A 23599-nucleotide genomic window follows, 5' to 3' on the forward strand; every position below is an offset into this window, starting at 1 on the left:
ACAGAAATGAAGCTGAAAGACCTCGACGTGATCATCACGGCCCCACCGGCGCCCGGCTGGGGCGGGCGGTATTGGATTTTGGTAAAGCTGACCACGGATAACGGCATCACCGGCTGGGGCGAATGCTACGCCTCAAGCGTCGGACCCGTCGCGATGCGCGCCGTGATCGACGATGTCTTTGCCCGCCACATGGCAGGCGAGAACCCCGAAGACATAGAACTGATGTTCCGCCGCGCCTATTCCTCCGGTTTCACGCAGCGCCCCGATCTGACGGTCATCGGCGCGTTTTCCGGTTTGGAAATCGCCTGTTGGGACATTCTGGGCAAGGCGCGTGAACGCCCTGTTTATGCCCTTCTGGGCGGTCGCATGAACGATCGTATCCGCGCCTACACCTATCTTTATCCGCTGGCGCATCACGATCCGTCCGCTTTCTGGAGCTCTCCGGAAATGGCCGCTGAAACCGCCGTTGCGATGGTTGACAAAGGCTATACCGCACTCAAATTCGACCCTGCGGGCCCCTATACGATGCGCGGCGGGCACATGCCTGCGATGCGCGATATCGCGCTGTCCGTGGCCTTTTGCAAAGCCATCCGCGACGCTGTGGGCGACCGGGCAGACCTGCTGTTCGGCACCCATGGTCAGTTCAGCACCGCCGGGGCGATCCGTCTGGGTCAGGCGCTGGAACCCTATAGCCCGCTGTGGTTCGAAGAGCCGATACCGCCTGACGCTGTTGAGGAGATGGCGAAAGTCGCGCGCGCCGTGCGTATCCCCGTGGCGACCGGCGAAAGGCTGACGACCAAGGCCGAGTTCGCCCCCGTGCTGCGCGCGGGTGCGGCGACAATCCTGCAACCCGCATTGGGGCGCGCAGGCGGCATCTGGGAGATGAAAAAGGTCGCTGCCATGGCGGAAGTCTATAATGCGCAAATGGCCCCGCATCTTTATGCAGGGCCGGTTGAATGGGCCGCCAACATCCATCTGGCGGCGTCCATTCCAAACGTGCTGATGGCGGAGTGTATCGAAACGCCATTTCACGACGCGCTGATCAAGGGTTGGATCCGCGTGGAAGACGGCTTTGTCACGCCGCCGCAGACGCCCGGTCTGGGCATCGACGTTGACGAAGAACTGGCCCGCGCGCATCCATACACACAGGACGGGTTGCATCTGGAAATGCAAGAAGCGGCCTGTGACTACGTGAATGGCAATAGTTTTCAGGGGGGCGCGCCCGCGCCGGATGGCAAAACGGATTGAGGGCCAGATCAGGTGCGCGCCGCCTCGAACGCGGCCCAGACATCTTCGAAATCCTCAAAGCTCAACCGCTTGCCTTTTACCGCGTCGAATATGATCCGCTCGGAGCGCATGAGTGTGGCAATCGCCCCTGCCAGATCAGGGATCACATCCGGCGGGATGACAAGCGCGCCATGACGATCCGCATGCACCAGATCGCCGTCCGTCACTGTCAGGCCAAAGATTTCCACCGGCGCTGCGATATCGACCACATGCACGAACCCATGGCTTGGCCCGATGGAGCCTGCCACCACCGGATATCCGTCCGGCATATCGCCAAGGTCCCGCATCACACCGTCGGTCAGCGTGCCCGCAAGGCCAAAGCTTTTGTGGATATTCGTGTTGATCTCACCCCAATAGGCTCCGATGGCATTTGGCACATCCAGATCCTGCACAACAGCCACTGCAGGCCGCGGCCCCGTCGCCATATGCCGATAATAAGCCATGCGCCGCGCCTTGATCACCTCGGGCGCTTCGGTCGGCGGTTCCACCGCTTGGATGCGGGCCGTGCGCGCAAAACCGACCATTGCCCGCGCATCCGGATGCGAGGCGATCATGGTTTGCCGGGTAAACGCGTTGAACCCACGCTTGCCCTGCGCCACTTCGATAGCGTTGCAGACCGTGGGTGTGTCGACCTCTGTCAACAGCTTGTGCAGTGCCGCATCCATCAGCGCGCTGCCGCAATCGCGGCCCCCTCTGACAGGGCTGCCAGCTTCGCAAAAGCGATGTCCGGGTCCACCGCCCCAAACCCCGCGAAGGTGCCAAAACCGCAATCAGACCCCGCAATCACCCGATCCGCGCCCACAATGGGCGTAAACCGCTCAATCCGCTGCGCGACCACCTCCGGATGTTCGACAAAATTGGTTGTGGTATCGACAACCCCGGGCACCAGCACCTTGTCGTCCGGTATGTCGGACTTGCGGTCGCGAAACACCGTCCATTCATGCGCATGACGCGGGTTTGACGTCTCAAACAGCAGGTATTTCGCCTTGGCGGACATCAAGGTATCAAACACCTTGTCCATGCCGATATCGCAAATATGCGGGCCCTCGTAATTGCCCCAACAGATGTGGATGCGCACCCTGTCCTGCGGCACATTCGCCAGCGCATGGTTCAGCGCCTCGACGTGGCTTGCGGCAATCTTGACGAATTCCGCGTCTGACAGATCGTTGAACAGCATATGGCGCGACAGCGCGAGGTCCGGGCAATCCAGCTGCAGATCAAGACCGGATGCGACAATCGTTTCGTATTCGTCGCGCATCGCATCGGCAAGTGCCGCGAGATAGGCGTCACGTGTCGCATAATGCGCATTCTGCAAGAACAGCGAAATCACACCGGGCGAGGCCGCATTCATGAAGCCGTGCGTTACCCCCTGCTGCGCCATGGCAGATTTCAGGTTTGCGATGTCCTTCTGCAACTCGCCCTGCCCTTTGGATTTCACCTCACCGGTGCACATGGGTCGGGCGTATTTCGGCGTGCCGCCATCATCTGCGAGCCGCTTCAGAAAGGTCGGAAACTGTTTGAGATCAGCCGGCGCGTTACGCGGACTGTCCCCGGAAAACCCGGTGTAGCGGTCCTTGACATAAGTCGCATAGGATATTTTTGACGTCTCACCATCACTGACGATGTCCACCCCGGCTTGCACCTGTTTTGCCACCGTGTCCGCCACGGCCCGCGTCATCGCAGCATCAAAAGCGCTGGCGTCATAGGTTTCGCCGCGCTCACGGGCAAAGATGAAATCCACCACGTCCTGACTGCGCGGCAGGCTGCCCACATGAGTTGTCTTGGTCACGTTACTCTCCCTTTTTGCGCCACAGCGGGCACCTGCGCTGTGCGATTATCCGGCCTGTGCCACCCACGTTGGCCCCGCCTGATCCTCCGTCGCGATCACGTGAAAGAGGCTGGCATCCCCCGTCATGGAGGGTTGTGCGCGGTGCATCAGGTTTTCGGGCACGGACATCGTGTCGCCCGGCGCGAGCGTCGCGCTGCCGCCGTCCCAATCCACGCGCCAATGCCCCCGTACCGGCATCAAGACCGATGGTTTGTCATGTTGATGCATCGCATCGCTCGCCGAGGCGCGGGTGACGAAATCAACCTCAAAGCCCGGCTTGTCCCGCAACATGCCTGTCTCACCAATGACTTTTGCTGGCCTGCGATCCGCGAGGGCCACCATATCCCAATACCGTGCAACATAGTTTGGCACCACGTCTGCGCTTTCCGGTTCGGGAAAGGCGGCAAGTTCCTGCGCCGTCAGCACCGGCATCGGGTCTATGCCATCGGGCAGTGACTGGCCCCTTTTGGTGTCGTAAAGCTTACCCTCTTGCGACAGGACCAACCCGTGATCGGCTGCATCCTCGATCACCTGCGGGGCCCAGATGACCCCCCCGCCTGCATCATCCCCGCCGAGGATCGCCATGATCATCCCGTAGTCATTGCCGATGTTCTCGAACCCGCGAAAGATACCGGTGGGGATGTTGAAGATATCGCCCGGTTCCAGCGTCACCTCGCCCGCATCGCCCCAGCGTCCCCAGAAAAACCGCCAACGCCCTGACAGCACGAAAAACACTTCGGCCGTGCGGTGGCTGTGCAGACTGTTGCGGCATTTGGGCGGCTGTCCTGCGGCGCCGATGTTGAACCCATGCGGGATGGAGATATGCACATGCTGATCCGGGGATTCTGACACGCCCCCCCCGATGATGGTGAAGTTCTCTTTCTGGTCAGAGCCGGGCGTATGGGCGTCGATAAAGGCCGTCTTGCAGGGTTTCAGATCACCATAGCGGACAATACGGCGTTCCATTTCAGCAGGGGTCATGGCGTTTTCTCTTTCATCGTAAAAATTGCGGACACGCTATCCGGTATGCAGCAATATCTGTTTCCAGATGCTAGTCTCGTCGTAGATCACGTATTCCCGGCGCAGACCCCAAGGGCCGAATTCGGCGTGGCAGATCCCAAGCAGATAGACATCCGCACCAGTCGGCGCGCCAAAGGCGCCCCAGCCCGAATGCTTGCCCGTCAGGGACCAGCGCAGGGCAGCGCGCGGCGGCATCTGCGGGTCTTCGCGCCCGATCTGATGGTCGATCTGAAACACCGCATCAGGGAAAGACGCACGCAACCCCATCCAGAACTGATCCACATCACCGTGGCTGTGGCCGGTATATCCGCCGGGGTATTCCACCTGCACCGCACGATCATAGACCTGCGGGATCACGGCCATATCCGCCCCCATGATGCGGGTCAGGATATCGCCGTATTTTGCGCCCCATGCGTTGTCATTGCCGCGCCCCTGATAGGGGCCGGGCTGGTCCGTCGCGGGTGACAGGGGCTGCACGCAGGCCTGCGGCCCACCTTCCCTTTCGATCAGATCAGCGGCATAGGCTTTGGGGTCCCAGCCCAACTGGCGCACGATCGCGCCCTGATCCCGGATCAGCCATTCATCATTGATCTGGTTGTTGATCGCATGACAATCCGCCAGAATCCGGTAGGTGAGTTTTTTGCCTGTCGCTTTGCCATAGACACCGTCATGCACATGTGTCGCCGTGCTGAGCAGGCGGTGGGAGGACAACATGCCCTCCTCCGGCGTACCGGACCAGATCACATCCTCGCCCAGCAGCGTGCGGTCCGGGAATTCGGCCAGCGTCGCCATGGTCGCACCGATGACGTTTTGATTGCCAATCACAACTGAGGCGGGCGAGCGCACGACGATATCATCTGAATAATACCGGTGCAGCGTCGCGATCCCACGATCTTCCCAGATTTCCTTGGTGATCCCGATGATGTAATCGGGAAAGTCCTTGAACTTCGGATCGAAGCCTTTCATTGCGCATTTTCCTTGGGTTTGCGGGCGGAGCCGCGGATCATTAAAGGGCCATCCAGCACGATGCGACGCGGGGCGTCATCGGCACCGGACAAACGGTCCAGCAGGGCCTGCGTTGTCTCGGCCACCATGCGGTTTGCGGGTTGGCGGACCGTTGTAAGGCTGTAACTTGGCCAATGCGCGAGGGTCACGTCGTCATAGCCCACAACGGATACGTCGTCGGGAATACGCAAGCCAAGTTCAAAACGCAGCACATCCATCACCGCAAAGGCCATGTGATCATTGGCCACAAAGACCGCATCAGGGCGCTCGGCCGTGTCAAACATCGCCCGTGCGGCATCTTTGGCCTGCTCAAAATTGAAATTGCCGATGCCGCGCGCAAAAAGGGTCTGCCCGGCCTCCTTCAACCCTTCGACAAAACCTGCCTCGCGGTCGATCTGGGTGGAGGCCCCTTCCCAGCCGGCAATATAACCGATGCGCGTGTGGCCCCCGGCGACGAGAAACGCGGCCAGTTTGCGCCCCCCCGCCATGTTATCAGACGTTATCGACGTCAGCCGCGCGTCATACTGGTGTCGGTTGAACAGGACGATCGGGATGCCCAACCCCTCACAGCGCTGCGTAAGATCGTTGGATAGGCCGACCGAGGCGGCAATGATCCCATCGACCTGATAATCCAGCAGCTCGTCGATCACCGCCTGCGTTGCGGCGCTGTCATTGGACGCCATGAAAACGAGCACATGGTAGCCTTCGCCCTGCAATGACTTTGACAGCCGTTCAATGGCTTCGGGGTAGAACTGGTTTTCGAGGTACGCCACCACCAGCCCGATGATGCGGCTGCGGCCCGTGTTCATCGCCCGCGCCAGCACATTGGGCCGGTATCCCAGATCAGAGGCGGCTTTGCGCACCTTGTCGCGGGTTGCCGCACTGACCGATGCGCCCGGCGTATAGACGCGGCTTACGGCGGAACGGCTGACACCGGCTTTTTCCGCCACATCCAGAGCGGTCACCTTGCCCATTATGCGCGCGCCCCCCTCACCCTGCAGTCCATCCCCCGTCGATCAGCATCGACGTGCCCGTCACCATTGCAGAGGCATCAGACGCCAGAAAGACCGCAGCCCCCATGACGTCTTCGACCTCGCCCACGCGGGGCAGCTTGATCTTGTCCATGATCCACGCGAGGCGTTCGGGATCATCGAACGTCACCTTTGTCAGCGGCGTGCGGATGAAGGTCGGGCAGATCGTATTGATGCGGATGTCGGATTTGCCCCATTCGATCGCCATGGATTTCACCATCCCCTCCAGCGCGTGTTTGGAGGCACAATAGACTGCACGATCAATGCCCCCCACATGGCCCATCTGGCTGGAGATATGGATGATCGACCCGGCCCTGCCCGCATCCTGCAAGGCCCGCGCCGCATAGGCTGACAAAAAGTAAGCACTGCGCAGGTTGATGTTCATTACCGCGTCGTAGTCTTCGGGCGTGGTCTCAACCGCCGGTGCGTGTCGCGCAAGCCCGGCTGAATTGATCACGACATCAAAAGGGTCACTGAACACGCCCGCCAGCGCCTCCAGATCGGTTTGATCGAGTGGGCTGGCCTGTGCCGACAGACCTGCCGCCTTGATCGCTGTCACCGCATTTTGCAAAGGCTCAACCCGCCGTGCGGCACAAACCACATGCGCCCCCGCCTCTGCCAGAGCAACAGCGCAGCCCAGACCGATCCCGGAAGATGCGCCCGTAACCAACGCACGTTTGCCCGTGAGGTCAAAGGCAGGGGTTGTCGGTAGTTTCGTCACAGCGCCACTCCTGTTTGCGGATCAAAGCCTGCGCGGGCCTTGTTGAATTCCCGCATGCGCGCAAGGACATCGACGCCGATCTGATCGTACATGTGCAACAGGTCAACCAAAACCCAATTCTCCCGGATCAGCCCCTTTTCCACACGCCAGAAATCAAGGCTGCGCATGGCGATCTTCTTGCCCGTCGGGGCGATGCCCAGCCACCCTGCGTTGGTGATCGACTGATACATGTTCGGCCAGCCCGTCACAGCCGCATAGTTCCGATCCCCAAAGAAGTGACATTCAATTTCATCAACATGCCGTCCGCGATCCGGCATGGCGTTCAGGAACGGGATTTGATGCCAATGCCTGAACCCGCGCTGACCACGGCCCGTCCCGATACCGGCAGGGCCGTACCATGACATCTTCGGGTGCCAGAAACGGTCCATCTCCATCACTTCGGGTCCGCCCTGACCGGGGTGGCGCATCAAATGTTCCAGCATGTCGATGATATGCTGGCAGGTCGCAGCGCCCGCCGCTTCGTCGTAAGGCCCCGGCACGATTCCGTCACAGGTGGCAGGCCCCGGCACATGCCATTCCCGACCGAGCGCGGGCGACAAGGGCCAGGCCCCTGCCTGCATCATCAGTTCCGGTATATCCCAAAGTGCCTGAAGCTCGACGACATGGCCGTTTTCTATCCGGTAGAATTCGTGAAACCGCATGTGCATCATATGCCCTGTCGCCGGGATATCCATCCACGGCGCGCTGAAGGTGCCGGTGTAATAGCCCCCGCAGCCGACCCAATCCGCCCCTTCCGGTGTTGGCCCCGCCATCACGATAGTGTCACGCCGCTCCAGATCGGGCACTGCGCGCAGCAACGGCAGATAGGCTTTGTCGATGAAGGCGTCGACACCGGGCGTCGTTTCAAACGGAAAGGCCAGCCGGAACACGGCGTCGCTTGCGCATATCGCGTGCAGCGCCGCGCGCAGGCTCTCAACATCAAAATCATACATCGCAGCCCGAACCGGCGCGAGGCGTGCTTTGTTATCGCTGTGCGTGTCGCTCACCGGGCTTGAATCCTCATCCGTTTGAACTGGGTATGACCCGCCTGAGCGCAAAAACGGATTTCGCGCGGCCGGGTCGCAACAGGCCGACACCTGACGACACCCGGCAGATGAGATGCAGCGCCTTTGCGATGGTTGCCTGAGTGCGGTTCATTCGGTCTTATTCCGCCGCTTCCTTTGCAGGCGCGCCCGTCCCATAGGGCACATTCTGGCCGCCATAGCGCCGGACACGCAGGTTGCACTGCTCCGCGTGACCTACGAAGCCTTCGAGCATGCACAGGCGTGACCCATAGGCCCCGATTTCAGCTGCCGCCTCATCGGTGAGGATCTTTTGATAGCTATGCGTCTTGAGGAACTTGCCGACCCAAAGACCGCCCGTGTAGCGCCCCGCCTTTTTCGTCGGCAGGGTGTGATTGGTGCCGATGACCTTGTCGCCATTTGCCACATTCGTGCGCGGTCCCAGAAACAGCGCGCCATAGCAGGTCATCTTGTCCAGAAACCAGTCATCGCGGTCGGTCATGACCTGCACGTGTTCCGAGGCGATATCATCGGCCACCGTCAGCATTTCGTCATAGGTGTCGCACAGGATGACCTCGCCGTAGTCTTCCCAACTGACCCGCGCGGTGTCCGCTGTGGGCAGGATGGTCAGGATACGCTCAATCTCGGCCAATGTCGCTTCGGCCAGCTTGCGCGAATTCGTCAGCAAAACCGCAGGTGAATTATAGCCATGTTCCGCCTGCCCCAAAAGGTCTGTCGCGCACATCTCGGCATCCACCGTGTCATCGGCAATCACCATCGTTTCGGTCGGCCCGGCAAAGAGATCGATGCCCACGCGGCCAAATAGCTGGCGTTTCGCTTCGGCAACAAAGGCATTGCCGGGGCCGACAATCATATGCACAGGATCAATCGTGTCAGTCCCGATGGCCATGGCCCCCACCGCCTGAATGCCACCCATGACGTAAATCTCATGGGCACCACCCAGATGCATGGCCGCAATCACCGCCGGGTTCGGCTTGCCCTTGAAGGGCGGCGTGCAGGCGATGATGCGCGGCACTTTTGCCACGCTCGCCGTGGCCACCGACATATGCGCGGAGGCGACCATCGGGAACTTACCACCCGGCACATAGCAGCCGACCGATTGAACCGGGATGTTCTTGTGACCCAGAATGACACCCGGCATCGTTTCGATTTCGATGTCGCGCATGCTGTCACGTTGCGCCTGCGCAAAGTTGCGCACCTGCTCCTGCGCAAAGCGTATGTCTTCCATCTCGCGGGGGCTGAGCTGTGCGATCAGATCGTCAATTTCCACAGCGCTCAAGCGGAACGCAGCCGGTGAATAGCCGTCGAATTTCTCGCTCAACTCCCGCACGGCGGCATCACCACGCGCTTCGATATCCGCCAGTATCGCTTCAACAGCCGCACGGGTTTTGGCATCATCGTCGGCGCGCTCCGCGTCCGGTTTGCCGCGTTTCAGATACTCAATCGCCATATCTCTCTCTCCTCACTGTTCGGGCCGCGGCGGTGTTTTTTCACCGCGATCGAACGCCTCCCAACCCTCACCGTCAAAGACGTCCTTGCCCAACTGGGCCAGCACATGGGGAAAATCGACCATTACCCAATTGTCAGTGATCTTGCCCTCTTCGACCTTCCAGAAGTCCATATACCGGATTTCCACGCGTTTGCCTGTGGCCGCAATCCCCATGAAGGGACCTGAATGTGTCGCCTCCTGACGACCAAAGGCGGCGGCCCATTCGCCCATGTAAAGCCGCGCTTCATCCACGCAGACCTTGTCGGAAAAGGCCGCTTGAAACGGGCGTTGCCAGTTGTCCTGAAACGCGCGCAGGCCGTTCTTTGTGCCGCAACCCTGATTGCCCATCCACCGAAAGTTCTCGGCAAAAAAGGCTCCGATGTCGTCAATGCGGTGGTCGTTCAGACCATCCACCATGCCTTCGATCACGGCGCGGGTTGTTTCTGTTTTGGACATATCCGTGTCGCGGCTCAGAACGGCCTGCTCGGGGCGTGAACCCTTCATTTGTCACCTCTTTGATATGGGCATAGGGTCATCCTTTCACGGCCCCGGCGGTCAGGCCCGAAACGATCTGGCGCTGGAACACCATGACCAGCAGGAAGAGGGGCGCGGTGATCGAGACCGCAGCGGCGACCGCCTCGACCTGATCGGTGGTTGTCGTCTCACGGTTGAAATAGCCCGCAATGGCCGGAACCATCGTCTGGTTCTGGGCATCCAGCAGCAGCGATGTCACCAGAAAGTCATTGTACCCCAGCAGGAATGAAAACAGACCCGTTGTGATGACGCCGGGCCACATCACCGGCATGATCACACGGCGAAACGCCTGAAAATGCGAACACCCATCGACGCGCGCCGCCTCGTCCAGTTCGGCCGGGATGTTCTGAAAGAAGGAGCGCAGCATCCAGATGGTGAACGGCTGGTTGATCGCCACCAGAACCGCAATCACCGCCCAGGGCTGGCCATAAAGCGTCGGGGCACCTTCACCGAAAATCGGGCGCAGGATTTCGGATGAATTGATGAACACCGGCAAATACCCCGCCACCAGCACCGAGTGCGGCAGCGCGCGAAAGATCAGCGCAAGGATCAGCAGCCAGAAGGCCAGATCAGAGCCCGAGCGCGCCAGCCCGTAGCCCGCCAGCGTGCCGACCGTCAGCGACACGGTCACAACCCCTGCCGTGACCAGCATGGAGTTCAGGAAATTGCGGTAGAATTCGTTCTCGGCCCAAACGGCCACATAGTGCTCTGTCGTCAGCCCGAGAACCGGCGTGCCCAGCGGCCCCAGCAGCCCGTTCACCCCCCCGAGGATCAACGGCAGCAGCCCAAAGAAAACCAGCACAAAGGCAACCCCATAGATCACCGCGCCGAAAATCCAGCCTAGGGCAATCATGCCCGGTGGGCAGTATTGCCGCACCAGACCCGGCAGTCGGGTAAAGGCCCAGCGGATGGCGAAATACAAAACCGCCAGCCCGACCACGATGTCCAGCACCGACAGGCCATCGCCGTTGCCCCGCGTGGCCGGTCCCGTGATGACATCCCACGGGCTGGCCGCAAAGGCATCAACGGGGGATTTGAAGCTCATGATCGCGATCCAGAAGATCGGAAACGCCGCGAGCAGGCACCAGAATGCCAGAAAGGCACCTGAAGAAAAACGCAGCGCGAAAGACTGCTGCATGGCCTTGGAGGTAGACATCAGTGCGCACTCCCTTTGTGGTCGCGCCATGTGCGGCGCAGTGGCCAGATCAGCAAGAAAACAATCCCGATCATGGTCAGCATGGCTGAGGCTGACGCGCGGCTGATCGCGCGGTTGCCCGCATCATCCGGCGTCATGAAGTCATAGGTCAGCCATTGCAGTGAAATCACATGCGCCTGACTGCGAAAGCCCACGATGGCTTCAAATTCGCGGTATGTGTCCATCAGGTGGATCAGCGCGATGAAGACAATCAGCGGCATCAGGTGGGGAATGATCACATGGCGCAACCGCTCCCAACGGCTGGCGCCATCAATCACGGCAGACTCCAACGTGTCCATGTTCACCGTCTGCAGCCCCGCATAGAAAATGACGAAGGCGAAGGGTGCCGAACTCCACACCTTGTAGAGATACATCAGCAATTCAACCGTCCAGCCCTGCGCGAACATCGAAATGTTGTTCCCCGTCCAGCGCTCCAGCAAAGCCGTGAGAATGCCGTCCCCGACAAAGAGCCAGTAAATCGACAACGCGCCGATGACGGGGGTGATGATGAAAGGCAACAGCGAGACAAAGATAATCGGGCCCCGGATCGAACGGGTCGCATTATTGACCGTGATCGCAATCGCCAGACCTACCCCAAGCACCAACGGCAGGGTCAGCAAGGTATAGGTGAGCGTGAACCGCAGCGCGCGCCAGAAGTCGATCTGCATGATGTCGTTCCAGCTGCCCGCGCCGACCGCTTCCCAGAGCTTGTCCATTTGCAGCACGTTCTGATAGCTTTGCAGCCCGACCCAGCGGGTCTCTGTGATGGTTTTGCCGTTCTCATCCAGAACCGGCACGGTCTTGATCTCGGTCGTGCAGGTCTGGGTCACAAAACCGGGCGTGCAGGTTTCAACCTCGACCTGTTCCTGAATTGTGATCGTTTCCTGAAAACTCTGGATGAACACCGATACCAGTGGTGCTGCGATAAACAGCAGCATCATGAATATGGAGGGGCCGACAAAGGCTGCAAATGTCTTGAACTTCATGGCATTTTCCTCACTGCGGGTCCCACGGTTTCAGCGCGATCAGCCTGGTCAGGCAGAAAATCTCTGTTCAGCGAAACTGATGCGGGGGTGGCTGGCCGAAGCGGTCCCGGCCAGCCGCGTTGGATCATTCGAGTACGTTCGCTTCTCGGGCCGAGATCGTGTAGGCTTCCTCGATGGCTTCAAGGGTCGCCTGCGCATCAAGCTCGCCGGTCAGAAACGCAGGCAGCTCATTGCCCAGAGCGGTGTGCAACAGGCCCATCTGCGTGGTTGATGGATATGCGGGCGGTGCGGGATTTGCCGTAGCCGTCGCAATGGCACCTGCGGCGATCTCGGTCGGCTCATAGCCCGGGATCAGCCAGATGGCTGCATCATTCGCACCCTGCACCGTTTCGGCATCCAGACCCTCCATCGCAACGCGGAAGGCTGCATCCGCCTCCTCGTCAGAGATGTTCCTGGCGATGACAATCCCGTCCCACCACAGCGTCGTGGCCGGTGCACCGCCTTGCATGGCAACGGGTGCGGCGGCCATGGCCACCTTGCCCACGACCTGGCTTTCCGCTTCATCATTCATGGCACCGGCGCGGCTTGCCCAGAGGTTTGCCATGGCAATCTTGCCCTGCTGGAATTGCTGCTGCACATAGGTGCTGTCGCTGACGAGGACTTCGGGGTCGGTATACTCAAGCGCGCGCTTCATGGTCGCAAGCGCTTTCATCCCGGCTTCGGAATTGACCGCGGCGGAGTTGTCGTCGTTAAAGAAAACGCCGCCGAAACCGGGATACATGTTCACGAATTCCTGCGCGAGGTTCCAGCCCGATTTCATTGTTGCCCCCAGGGGGTAGTCAACGACGCCTGCGGCCTTGATCTTTTCGGCTGCAGCGTAAACCTCATCCCATGATGTGGGCGTTTCGATGCCAAGGTCGGCCAGAATATCCGCGCGGTACATAAGGTGCTGCGTGTTCACCATCATCGCGATCGCCATGATCTGACCGTTCACGCGGATCAATTGGTTCGGGCTGAGGTTCTGACCATATTTTTCAACCAGATCGTCCAGCGGGCGGATCGTGCCCGAATTCAAAAGCGGCGTGATTGTCCCGTTGGACACGCCGCCGATCTGGTAGAGCGCCGGGTTTGCCTCAAATGCGGCGGGCTGTTTCGTGCGGAATTCCTGATCCAGTTCCGCCTGAAAATTCCCACACTCGGCCATCGCGTCCGTGACGGCTTTCCATGCTTCAAAACCCGCACTCAGCGACTTGATCGGCACGTCGTTCTCGAACGAGCAGGCTGCGACCGCAGCGCTTCCCATCAACGAGACGGCACCCGCCAGAACAATTCTCTTCAGAAACATATGCAAACTCCCTGTTGCAATTGTGGTGGGGTGCATCTTGCAAGGCTGCACCCTCTGTTTGGCCCTTTCAAACGGGCGTTTTCGTCAGGTTGCGGCACGCCGCGTCCCGGTTTGCGTGTCGAACAGATGGCAAATCGTGGGCGGCACAACAAAAGAAATCATGTCACCAATCTCTGCCCGGAATTCCTTATGCGCCTTGACCGACACAAGCTGCCCACCTGCCCGGACGGTCAGCATCGTCGCATCCCCCAGCAGTTCAATCGTGTAGATCGGCGCATTGATCTGGCCCGATCCGTCCTCGGACAAGGTTGCATCCTCGGCCCGGAAGCCCAGTGTCGCAGGGCCATCCGGGCCGGAAAGCCCGCCGATTTCCACATGCGTGCCCTTGAACGTACCGCCGGCCATCTCACCCTCCATCAGGTTCATCGCCGGGCTGCCGATGAAGCTGGCCACAAAGGTATTGGCCGGATTGTCATAGATTTCCGTGGGCGTGCCGACCTGCTGCACCTTGCCCTGCTTCATCACGACGACACGGTCCGCCAGCGTCATCGCCTCGATCTGATCATGGGTGACGTAGACGGTCGTCACCTTCAACTCGTGGCTGAGGTTCTTGATCTGCGCCCGCGTCGATACCCTGAGTTTCGCATCCAGATTGGACAGCGGCTCATCCATCAGAAAGACATTCGGTTCCCGGACAATCGCCCGTGCAAGGGCCACGCGTTGCCGCTGCCCCCCAGACAGCTCGGCGGGTTTGCGGTGCAGGAAATCATCGAGTTCCACCATGGCGGAGGCGCGGCGCACGCGTTCATCATGCTCCCCCTCGGGCACCTTGCGCACCTTCAGCGGGAAGCGGATATTCTCATAAACGTTCATGTTCGGGTAAAGCCCGTAGGACTGGAACACCATGGCCACATCACGATCCTTGGGGTCGAGGTCATTCACCACCCGCCCGTCAATCGCAATCTCGCCCTCCGTGGCGTCTTCGAGTCCCGCAATCATGCGCATGGTTGTGGTCTTGCCGCAGCCGGAAGGCCCAAGGAGCACCAGAAACTCCTGATCGGCGATGGTCAGGTTGAAATTATCAACACCGACGAAGCTTCCCCACCGCTTGTTCACGTTGCGCAGTTGTATCTCTGCCATCTTGCCCCCCTGATGACGTCGCGAACCGAAACCGGTTGCTTTGTGACGCTAGTCACCGGACCCCATCTTTGGCAAGGATTTTTTGCACACGTGTGCAAAATCGGGCGAGAATTGGATTTCCTATAATTTTTACAATACTTTACCCATGGATGTTCCGATTGCACGTGGCAACCAACTGCAAAAGCATGGCACGAAAAAATGATGCCGCTCACCCCGGTGAACGACATCAAAGCACTCGTTAAAAGCGAATCAATGAGCGCTGGCTGACGTCAAACGAACAAACCAGACGGCTTTTTACCTAGAAGAACGCCTGCACACCTGTCTGCGCCCGCCCAAGGATCAACGCATGAATGTCATGCGTGCCTTCATAGGTATTGACGGTCTCAAGGTTCATCATGTGGCGGATGACCTGAAACTCTCCGCTGATGCCATTGCCGCCATGCATGTCACGGGACATACGCGCAACATCCAGCGCCTTGCCGCAGTTGTTCCGCTTCATGATGCTGATCATTTCAGGGGCTGCCTGCGCGCTGTCCATCAAACGCCCGACTTGCAAGGAGCCTTGCAGGCCAAGTGCGATTTCGGTTTGCATATCCGCCAGTTTTTTCTGGAACAACTGCGTGCCCGCGATCGGTTTGCCGAACTGGTGACGGTCAAGGCCGTATTGCCGCGCGGCATGCCAGCAGAATTCCGCCGCCCCCATCACGCCCCAGCTGATGCCGTAGCGTGCACGGTTCAGGCACCCGAACGGTCCTTTCAGACCCTGCACATTCGGCAACAGCGCGTCTTCGCCAACCTCAACGCCATCCATGACAATTTCGCCAGTGACCGACGCACGCAGGCTGAGCTTGTTGCCCACTTTTGGCGCCGACAGGCCTTTCATGCCCTTTTCAAGGATAAAGCCACGGATCTTGCCGCCATGGGCCTCGGACTTCGCCCAGACGACGAACACATCGGCAATCGGTGAGTTCGAAATCCACATTTTCGACCCGGTCAACTTGTACCCGGTTGGCGTCTTTTCAGCGCGCGTCTTCATGCCCGCCGGGTCGGACCCGGCGTCCGGCTCTGTCAGGCCAAAACAGCCAATTGATTCCCCTGAGCACAGTTTGGGAAGGTATTTCTGCCGCTGTGCCTCAGTGCCATATGCGTAAATCGGATAGATCACCAAAGAGGATTGCACGGACATCATCGACCGATACCCCGAATCGACACGCTCAATCTCGCGCGCGACAAGCCCGTAGGCCACATAGGAGCCACCCAAGCCGCCATATTCCTCGGGCAGGGTGATCCCAAGAAGGCCCATGTCGCCCATTTCCTTGAAAATCTCAGGCGCCACTGCTTCGTTCTCATAGGCATCAATCACGCGCGGCTGCAGCTTTTCCTGCGCATAGGCCTTGGCGCTTTCCTGAATCATCCGCTCGTCTTCGTGCAATTGCTCGGCAAGACGGAAGGGATCAGACCAGTCAAATCCGGCCAGATCAGGGGCATCCTTGGCTTTGAGTATCGGCGTCTCAACGTTCATCTTTTATCCTTTCGGCGTCATATCGGCATTAGGTTGCGCCCATTATTGCAAGTTACGGGGCAAAAGGCTAACGAGGCTTTGTCCTGTCATTCATGAGAAAAAATCATATGCAACCTGCGCGCCGTTTGCTCCCCTCCATCACCGCGCTGACCTGTTTCGAGGCGGTCGCCCGTTTAGGCAGCGCCACGGATGCAGCGGCTGAACTGTCGCTGACCCAAAGCGCGGTGAGCCGACAGATCAAGGCGCTGGAGGGGCAGTTGGGCATCACGCTTTTTGAACGGCGCGGACGACAATTGATCCTGACATCGCGCGGTGCGGCATATGTTTCGGATATCCGCGACATCCTGCAGCGCCTGACGCGCGCCTCCGTTGCAGTGCGTACCGACGCGCGCGCGGGTGCGCTCAACCTGTCGATCCTGCCCGCTTTTGGCATGCATTGGCTGGCACCCCGGCTGCAGGACTTTGCCCAGACCCACCCGGAGGTCACCGTCAATCTGTCCACCCGTCTGGCCCCGTTTGATTTTCGCGATACGCAGTTTGATGCCGCCATCCATTTCGGGCGCGAGGACTGGCCGGCGGCGGACTACCTGCCGCTCATGCCAGAGACCGTGGTTGCGGTCTGTGCGCCCTCCCTGATTCCAACGCCGTTAAGCGATGCGCGCGGTATTCTGTCCCATGACCTGATGCATCTGGAAACCCGGCCACGCGGTTGGGTGCGGTGGTTGCGATCGCTCGATATTGACGCCTCGCTGCCCCCCGGCATGGTTTTCGATCAGTTTTCCACCATGGCGCAGGCGGCGGTGCACGGCTTAGGGGTCGCGCTGCTGCCAACCTTTGTCGCGGACCCGTTCCTGAACAGTGGTCAGTTGGTGCTGGCCTCGCCCCACGCCAACCAGAGCATCGGCAGCTATTATCTCGTGTGGCCTAAAGACCGCGAAGAGAGCCATAGCCTGACGTCTTTTCGCACCTGGCTGCGCGATCAGGCCCGAGGCTGAACCACGGTTGGACGTGCCGGTCATGCCCGCTCGAATACCTCGCCGCGCCATGCCGTTCCTGCGCCACGGATGTGGCTCGTTTCTGTCGCAATCCACTTTTAAGTAACGTCTATCCACTCCTTGGGTGGGACGGACCGAGGGTGTTTGATATTTAACCAGTTCACGCGTTTTTAGTGACCCCTTGCGACGTCCCACTCAGCGGTGTGCCAAAGGATACAGCCGGAACCGATGGTTCAAAGGCGGATTGGTATCAGCTAGATCGGCGCGATCAGTTGTGGGCCGGATGCGCGGTTGGAATTGACCGCGCGGTCCACGCGAAACATCTCCAGCGCGTCTTCGGGGGCGGCCCGCATCAGGGTCGCCGCACCGTGACCCGCCTCTCCGAGCCACAGCGGCCAGTCGTCAGGCCCGAGGATCACCGGCATCCGGTGATGTATGCGCGCCATCGTTTCATTCGCAGCCGTGGTGACGAGTGCCACTGTGCGCAACACCGCACCATCCGGCTGCGTCCAGTTTTGCCAAACGGCCGCCATGACGCAGACCCCACCCCCCGGCGGCGCGATATACCACGGATCACGCGCCCCGTCCTCTGACTTGGTCCACTCATAAAAACCAGTCGTGACAACCAATGCGCGCCGCTGACGCACAGCCGCGCGAAATGCAGGTTTTTCTGCAATCGTCTCGGCCCGCGCGTTGATCAGCAGCGGGCCATCGTTGGTTTTCTTGTACCAATGGGGCAAAAACCCCCAACGCATGGACGACAGCCGCCTTTGCCCTGAAGCATCGCCCGTAATGACGTGGATGTTGTTGGTCGGACACACATTGTAGTTGGGCACATCCGGCAGGTCATTGTCCGGCTGGGCCGCGAACAATTGCGCCATCGCGTCAGTGGGCAGGGTAATGGAAAAACGTCCACACATGCGTGCTACCTGTTACGCGGTTCGGGTCAAAATGGGCTGAGTTGCAAAGGCATACGCCCGAGAAATACCCGGGCGCATGGATCAATTCGGGCAACGGCGTGCATTACTTGGCCGTAATGCGACCGTCCAGATAGGGCGTGTAGGGGGCGTTCGCCGCCATATATTCCGCCGTGACATCCGCAAGATCAGGGCCGAAGTCATAGGCATCCTGCGCGGTCTTGAACATATCAAACCCGTCGCCGCCGTTGCGCACGTAATCGTTTGAAACCACGCCATAGAGTTTTTCCAGATCAATCGGCGCACCGCCCACCATCACGTCGCTGATCCGGCTGCCTGCGGGCTGTGACACGTCAAAGGCATAGCTCATCCCGGCGACCTGCAGGAAACGACCCGCGCCCTCCTCGTGCTGGCTGACCGCGTTTTCCAGCGCCGCGACGATGGTGGCACCGGTGACCTTGAAGGTACTCAGCGTGTTCTGAAACGGCAGCACCGTCAGCACTTCGCCCTTGGTCACCTCACCAGCGTCAATGCTGGCGCGAATACCGCCGCCGTTCTGCAAGGCAATCTCAACGCCCTGATCCTGCACCCGGGCCAGCATCGCATCCGCAATCAGGTTGCCCATTTCGCACTCGCGAGCACGACAGGCATCCCGTTCACCGACAATCGCCTCCGCCGCATCGGCGACAACGGTGTTTCTAATTTCATCCAGCGGCAGTGCCGCCTCGACGATACGCGCAACGGTCGCTTCATCCGCTGTCACGGTCGCATCCATGATCAGCGGTTCGCCCACGGCACGGACAAGGGTGCCTTCATCATCAAAGGTCACATTCAATTCGCCCAGAAACTTGCCAAAGGCATAGGCCTGCACGATCGCCGTATCCCCCACCATCGTTGGGTAGGGACCAACGGCGTCTTCATTCGTGTTGGACAAAAGGCTGTTGGAATGCCCCCCGACGATCACATCAACACCGGTTGTTTCAGCGGCCACGCGCTGATCCACGCCGTAGCCCGAATGGCTCAGCACGATGATCTTGTTCACACCGTCTGCGGTCAGCAGGTCAACCTGTTCCTGAACGGCGGCCACCGGATCGGAGAAGGTGATGTTATCCCCCGGCGAGGCCAGTTCATCCGTGTCCTGTGGGGTCAGTCCGATCAGGCCCAGACGCTCACCGCCGCGTTCGATCACCACAGACTTGGGCAGGGTTTCCGCCAGCAGCGGTTCACGCGTGACATCCGCATTCGACATCAGCACAGGAAAGTCCACAGCATCGATAAAGCCGCGCAAAACCTCGGGTCCGTCATCGAATTCGTGGTTGCCCACGGTCATTGCGTCATAGCCCATCTTGTTCATCATCTCGGCCGCAAGTGCGCCCTTGTAATAGGTGTAGAACAACGTGCCCTGAAACTGGTCGCCCCCATCCACGAGGATCGAGTTGTCGCTGCGCGCCCGGGCATCCGCGATCGCCGTCACGAGGCGGGCAGAACCACCAAAGCACTTGCCCTCGGCGTCATCCTCGGCAGAGCAGCCGCTGTCAAAACGACTGATCGGCTCGAACCGTGCGTGGAAATCATTGGTGTGCAGAATGGTCAGGTTGTATTCCGCCGCCGCCATACCGGTGGTCACGGCAAGTGCAGCGGTCGCACTCAGGAATCGTTTCATCATTTTCCCCCTAGATGGACAATTGCCATATCGTGACCTGCAGGCCGCGACGTGTCAAAGGCTCAATCGGCGCGGGCGCGCGCATGGTCTTGACCGCGCGCCGGTGCCGGGGCATCAGGCGCATATGATCATTTTGAAAATATTCCGCGCCTCTGAATGGGAAGCGTTGCGAAAGCAGGGCGAAACCGCTGGCGCGCCCATAGATATCGCGGATGGATATGTGCATTTCTCGACCGCACAACAGGCAGGGGAAACGGCCGCGAAACACTTTGCGGGTGCGTCGGATTTGTTTTTATTGGGCGTGGATGCTGAAAAACTGGGCGAAGACCTGAAGTGGGAATTGTCGCGGGGCGATCAGCTTTTCCCACATCTCTATCGCAAGCTGCGCCTTGATGATGTCCTCTGGGCGGTGCCGCTGCCCCTCGTGGATGGTGTACACCAGTTTCCGGCCGGGCTGGACGAGGCCTGCGCATGAAACGGCTTGCCGAAAAGGCAGGCCTCGCGGTTTTGCAAAGCATGGACCCGGAAAGGGCACACGGCCTTGCGCTTGCAGCGCTCAATGCGGGGCTTGCCGGTCAACCGGGGCCGATCAAATCGGACCGTTTGCGCGTGCGCTTGGCAGGCATGGATCTGGCAAATCCGGTCGGGCTGGCGGCGGGCTTTGACAAGAATGCCCAAGCCGTTGGCCCGCTTGGCAAGGCTGGTTTCGGGTTCATTGAGGTGGGCGCGGCCACGCCCCTGCCCCAACCCGGCAACCCAAAGCCACGCCTGTTCCGCCTCAAGCAAGACGCCGCCGCCATCAACCGGTTCGGGTTCAACAACGACGGTATGGACGCCATCGCCGGGCGACTGGCAGGGGCGGCGTGCGCGGTGCCTGTAGGCATCAATCTCGGCGCGAACAAGACCAGCGAGGACCGCGCCGCCGATTTCGCCGTTGTGATGCAGCGCTTCAAAGGGCATGTGTCTTTCGCGACGGTCAATGTCTCCTCGCCCAACACCGAAAAACTGCGCGACCTGCAAGGGCCCGCCGCCCTTGCCGCGCTGCTTGACGGCGTGATGCAGGTGCGGGGCAACACACCGGTGTTTCTGAAAATCGCGCCGGACCTGACCCTGCCCGAGATCAGCGATATTGCCACGGTCGCGCAGAATGCTGGCGTGGACGGGATCATCGCAACCAATACCACGCTGGATCGTGATGGGTTGCATGGGCCCCATAAGACGCAGGCGGGCGGGCTGTCCGGCCAGCCTCTGTTTGAGAAATCAACGCGCGTGCTCGCGCAGCTTTCCGCAGCAACCGACCTGCCGCTGATCGGTGTGGGCGGTGTCGCCAGTGGCGCGCAGGCCTATGCCAAAATCCGCGCGGGTGCCACGGCGGTGCAGCTTTACACAGGGTTGGTCTATGGCGGGCTGTCACTGGTGGGCGACATCATCCGTGACCTGGGTGATCTGCTGGAACGGGACGGCTTTGCGTCGGTGGCCGAAGCCTGCGGCACGGATCGCGACCGCTGGCTCAACGCGGCCTAACCTGCCTTGCTCGCGTGGCGTTCAAGGGCCGGGTACCGCGCGCCCAACGTAATGCCACGCACGGCAAAAGAGATCAGCAAAGCCACCCACAGCCCGTGATTGCCCCAGATCGGCAAGAGCACCAGTATCGCCAGCCAATACGACGCGAAACTCAAGGCCATCATATTGCGCATGTCGCGCCCGCGCGTGGCCCCGATAAAGATACCATCCAGCATCCACGCCGCACACCCTACAACGGGCGCGGCCACCATATAGGGGAGGAACGCGCGCGCCGCTTGCTGCACGTCGGGGTCTTTGGCCATCACATCAATGATCCAGCCCCCCGCCAGCGCAAAAGCCAGGGCGCTGGTGACACAGACCACAAGTCCCCAGAAGGACGTGACGATCACGCTGCGCCGCACATGGCTGCGCTTGCCAAGACCGTAGGCACGCGCGATCAGGCTCTCGGCCGTAAAGGCAAAGCCATCCATCGCATAGACCGTGATATACATGAACTGAATGAGCACCTGATTGGCGGCCAGCGTTACATCCCCGAAACGCGCACCGATGAAGACAAAGGATGAAAAGATGATCATCAGCATCAGCGAGCGCAGGAAGATATCCGTGTTCAAAAGCGCCATGCGGATCAGTTTGGCGCGGTCGAATATGCGGGGCCAGTCGCGCCAGTCCGGACGCTGAAAGGCCGCACGGCAAAACCAGAGCGCAAGGGCGCAACCGGTGATTTCGGCAATGACGGTCGCCGCAGCCACCCCCGGAACGCCCCAGTCAAGCACCAGCACGAATACCAGATCCAGCACGATGTTCACGCCGTTCATCACCAACTGAACCCAAAACACGCCCGCCGTCTTTTCCATGGCGACCAGCCAGCCGGTCAGGGCGAAAACCGCAATCGCTGCCGGCGCTGTCCAGATGCGGATCGCAAGATATTGCCGCGCAAGGCCCTCCACCTCGTCACTGGCAGGGGCGAGCCGGAAGGCACTCCAGAAGATCAGCGGCTGCATCACGATCATCAGAAAACCACCCACAAGCGCCACGACCAGCGCGCGGGTCAGCCATGCAGAAACTTCGGCCCGATCGCCCGCGCCCTCGGCCTGCCCCACCAGACCGACCGTGCCCATCCGCAAGAACCCGAATATCCAGTACATGGTCGACAGGATAACCGCCCCCAGTGCCACAGCCCCGATCGGGGCCGCCTCGCCCATCTGCCCGACAACGCCCACGTCCACCGCGCCCAGAATGGGAACCGTGGCATTGGACAGCACAATCGGCAGGGCGATTTTCAGAACCCGTCTGTGGCTGATTTCTTCGCGCAGGGCGGCGGCAGGGTCAGCTGTCACGACGGTCCGGCATCAGAAAGTGACCCGTTGCCTGCGCGAAAAGTCGGTCGCGGTTGTCTTGCCAGGCCTCAACATGCACCGAGGCATAACGCCGACCTGACCGAACGATGCGCGCGCGCGCGTAGGCGTCCCGCGGCAGACCCGAGCGCAGATAGTCCGTTGATATATCAATCGTCTTGGGCAGGCGTGGCATGCCGCCGCTGGCCAGACCCTTGGCATCTATTGCCCCTGATTCCATATCTTCCCAAAGGTAGGTCCAGCTCAGGGTAATGATCGCCGTCACTTCGAGGAACGCCGCTGTCACGCCCCCATGGATCGCGGGCAACAACGGATTACCGATAAGCTTTTGGTCAAAGGGCAAGATGCCCGTCAACTCATCCCCGCGCCGCTCGAATTCGATGCCCAGAAACTGGATGTAGGGCACACCGTCCACCAGCGCGCGCAACGTCGCATCCCGCCTTTGCTTGACGACCTGAACCGGTTCGGGGGCACGCCGCGGGGTTCTCATCGCCTGCTCTCCAGCGTGAAGGCCCCTGTGGCGGCTGCAACGGGGTTGTCTGTATCTTCATCCGTCGCGGTGGCCCTGACAAAGGCCACGGTGCGCGTCATGTGATAACACACCGCCTGCGCGATGATTTTCTGACCCGGCGTCGCGGCCCGCATGTAGTCGATCCGCAGATCAATCGTTGCCGTGCCGCCCCCGTTGTCGGGATGGCACATCACCGCTGCGCCGCAGCAGGTATCCATCAGCGCCGAGACCGCGCCGCCATGGATAACACCGGTTTCAGGATCGCCCACCAGTTTGGGATCATATGGCATCTCAATCGCCGCCATCCCGTCGCCCATCTCCGTCAGCCGCATGCCCAGAGCCTTGCTGTGCGGAAGCGCTTCGACGAATTGCCTTGCGATTACATCTTTCTGCACCATTGTCGGCTGCGCCTCATTGCTGCTGTGTGTCTGGCCCCCTTTATCACAGCA

General features: G+C 60.2%; 23 protein-coding genes. 4 read left to right on the forward strand and 19 right to left on the reverse strand.

All coding sequences use genetic code 11. The annotated features are described in order from the left end of the window. Window positions 1-6: 6 nt before the first annotated feature. Entirely contained in the window at window positions 7-1248 is a 1242-nt protein-coding gene (locus RD1_RS18030; protein WP_011570005.1) for a mandelate racemase/muconate lactonizing enzyme family protein, read from the forward strand. Window positions 1249-1256: 8 nt separating this feature from the next. On the opposite strand, the gene RD1_RS18035 is transcribed toward RD1_RS18030, so the two are convergent. The 14 genes from RD1_RS18035 to RD1_RS18100 form a co-directional block, all read right to left on the reverse strand. Next, the gene (locus RD1_RS18035; protein WP_011570006.1) at window positions 1257-1952 is read right to left on the reverse strand and encodes an RraA family protein; all 696 of its coding nucleotides are present in this window, start codon (window positions 1950-1952) and stop codon (window positions 1257-1259) included. After that, on the reverse strand, window positions 1952-3076 hold the full coding sequence (locus RD1_RS18040; RefSeq protein ID WP_011570007.1) for a cobalamin-independent methionine synthase II family protein: 1125 nt from the start codon (window positions 3074-3076) through the stop codon (window positions 1952-1954). Before RD1_RS18040 ends, RD1_RS18035 begins: the two co-directional genes overlap by 1 nt. Window positions 3077-3121: 45 nt before the next feature. Continuing rightward, window positions 3122-4096 (reverse strand): cupin domain-containing protein, encoded by a 975-nt coding sequence (locus RD1_RS18045; RefSeq protein WP_011570008.1) that lies wholly within the window; start codon window positions 4094-4096, stop codon window positions 3122-3124. A gap of 36 nt (window positions 4097-4132) precedes the next feature. Beyond that, complete coding sequence (locus RD1_RS18050; RefSeq protein ID WP_011570009.1) at window positions 4133-5101, reverse strand: ester cyclase; 969 nt, start codon at window positions 5099-5101, stop codon at window positions 4133-4135. Continuing rightward, window positions 5098-6114 (reverse strand): LacI family DNA-binding transcriptional regulator, encoded by a 1017-nt coding sequence (locus tag RD1_RS18055; RefSeq protein ID WP_011570010.1) that lies wholly within the window; start codon window positions 6112-6114, stop codon window positions 5098-5100. Before RD1_RS18055 ends, RD1_RS18050 begins: the two co-directional genes overlap by 4 nt. Window positions 6115-6130: 16 nt before the next feature. After that, window positions 6131-6892 carry an SDR family NAD(P)-dependent oxidoreductase gene (locus tag RD1_RS18060; RefSeq protein WP_011570011.1) on the reverse strand — a complete coding sequence of 254 codons (762 nt, stop codon included), beginning with the start codon at window positions 6890-6892 and terminating at the stop codon, window positions 6131-6133. Continuing rightward, complete coding sequence (locus RD1_RS18065; RefSeq protein WP_011570012.1) at window positions 6889-7938, reverse strand: ester cyclase; 1050 nt, start codon at window positions 7936-7938, stop codon at window positions 6889-6891. The genes RD1_RS18060 and RD1_RS18065 overlap by 4 nt, the downstream gene beginning before the upstream one ends. A 157-nt stretch (window positions 7939-8095) precedes the next feature. Continuing rightward, a complete protein-coding gene (hisD, locus tag RD1_RS18070) occupies window positions 8096-9424 on the reverse strand; it encodes a histidinol dehydrogenase (RefSeq protein WP_011570014.1) in 1329 nt (442 codons plus the stop codon). Between the two features lie 12 nt (window positions 9425-9436). Continuing rightward, a complete protein-coding gene (locus RD1_RS18075) occupies window positions 9437-9967 on the reverse strand; it encodes an ester cyclase (protein ID WP_011570015.1) in 531 nt (176 codons plus the stop codon). A gap of 28 nt (window positions 9968-9995) precedes the next feature. Beyond that, window positions 9996-11153: a carbohydrate ABC transporter permease gene (locus RD1_RS18080; RefSeq protein WP_011570016.1), complete on the reverse strand. Its 1158-nt coding sequence runs from the start codon at window positions 11151-11153 to the stop codon at window positions 9996-9998. Then, window positions 11153-12178: a carbohydrate ABC transporter permease gene (locus tag RD1_RS18085; RefSeq protein WP_011570017.1), complete on the reverse strand. Its 1026-nt coding sequence runs from the start codon at window positions 12176-12178 to the stop codon at window positions 11153-11155. The genes RD1_RS18080 and RD1_RS18085 overlap by 1 nt, the downstream gene beginning before the upstream one ends. A gap of 124 nt (window positions 12179-12302) precedes the next feature. Further along, a complete protein-coding gene (locus RD1_RS18090; RefSeq protein WP_011570018.1) occupies window positions 12303-13523 on the reverse strand; it encodes an ABC transporter substrate-binding protein in 1221 nt (406 codons plus the stop codon). 84 nt (window positions 13524-13607) lie between these two features. Beyond that, entirely contained in the window at window positions 13608-14663 is a 1056-nt protein-coding gene (locus RD1_RS18095) for an ABC transporter ATP-binding protein (protein WP_011570019.1), read from the reverse strand. A gap of 298 nt (window positions 14664-14961) precedes the next feature. Further along, complete coding sequence (locus tag RD1_RS18100) at window positions 14962-16185, reverse strand: acyl-CoA dehydrogenase (protein WP_011570021.1); 1224 nt, start codon at window positions 16183-16185, stop codon at window positions 14962-14964. Window positions 16186-16292: 107 nt separating this feature from the next. Between RD1_RS18100 and RD1_RS18105 the strand changes: the two genes are divergently transcribed. Continuing rightward, a complete protein-coding gene (locus tag RD1_RS18105; protein ID WP_011570022.1) occupies window positions 16293-17180 on the forward strand; it encodes a LysR substrate-binding domain-containing protein in 888 nt (295 codons plus the stop codon). Between the two features lie 254 nt (window positions 17181-17434). On the opposite strand, the gene RD1_RS18110 is transcribed toward RD1_RS18105, so the two are convergent. Both RD1_RS18110 and RD1_RS18115 read right to left on the reverse strand, forming a co-directional pair. After that, window positions 17435-18100: an SOS response-associated peptidase gene (locus RD1_RS18110; RefSeq protein WP_011570023.1), complete on the reverse strand. Its 666-nt coding sequence runs from the start codon at window positions 18098-18100 to the stop codon at window positions 17435-17437. Window positions 18101-18203: 103 nt separating this feature from the next. Beyond that, window positions 18204-19760 (reverse strand): bifunctional metallophosphatase/5'-nucleotidase, encoded by a 1557-nt coding sequence (locus tag RD1_RS18115; RefSeq protein ID WP_011570024.1) that lies wholly within the window; start codon window positions 19758-19760, stop codon window positions 18204-18206. Between the two features lie 124 nt (window positions 19761-19884). Here RD1_RS18115 and RD1_RS18120 point away from each other — a divergent pair, with 124 nt between their 5' ends. Together RD1_RS18120 and RD1_RS18125 are read left to right on the forward strand one after the other, a co-directional pair. Beyond that, a complete protein-coding gene (locus RD1_RS18120) occupies window positions 19885-20235 on the forward strand; it encodes a DUF952 domain-containing protein (protein ID WP_011570025.1) in 351 nt (116 codons plus the stop codon). Next, window positions 20232-21284, forward strand: a complete 1053-nt coding sequence (locus RD1_RS18125) for a quinone-dependent dihydroorotate dehydrogenase (protein ID WP_011570026.1) — start codon at window positions 20232-20234, stop codon at window positions 21282-21284. The genes RD1_RS18120 and RD1_RS18125 overlap by 4 nt, the downstream gene beginning before the upstream one ends. On the opposite strand, the gene RD1_RS18130 is transcribed toward RD1_RS18125, so the two are convergent. Genes RD1_RS18130 through RD1_RS18140 form a run of 3 tightly spaced genes read right to left on the reverse strand, consistent with a single transcriptional unit; the run spans window position 21281 to window position 23548 of the window. Next, window positions 21281-22621, reverse strand: a complete 1341-nt coding sequence (locus tag RD1_RS18130; protein ID WP_011570027.1) for an MATE family efflux transporter — start codon at window positions 22619-22621, stop codon at window positions 21281-21283. The genes RD1_RS18125 and RD1_RS18130 overlap by 4 nt on opposite strands. Then, on the reverse strand, window positions 22611-23129 hold the full coding sequence (locus RD1_RS18135) for a PaaI family thioesterase (protein ID WP_011570028.1): 519 nt from the start codon (window positions 23127-23129) through the stop codon (window positions 22611-22613). Before RD1_RS18135 ends, RD1_RS18130 begins: the two co-directional genes overlap by 11 nt. Next, a complete protein-coding gene (locus RD1_RS18140; RefSeq protein WP_011570029.1) occupies window positions 23126-23548 on the reverse strand; it encodes a PaaI family thioesterase in 423 nt (140 codons plus the stop codon). Before RD1_RS18140 ends, RD1_RS18135 begins: the two co-directional genes overlap by 4 nt. Between the last annotated feature and the right edge of the window lie 51 nt (window positions 23549-23599).

Source organism: Roseobacter denitrificans OCh 114, assembly GCF_000014045.1.
GTDB lineage: Bacteria > Pseudomonadota > Alphaproteobacteria > Rhodobacterales > Rhodobacteraceae > Roseobacter > Roseobacter denitrificans.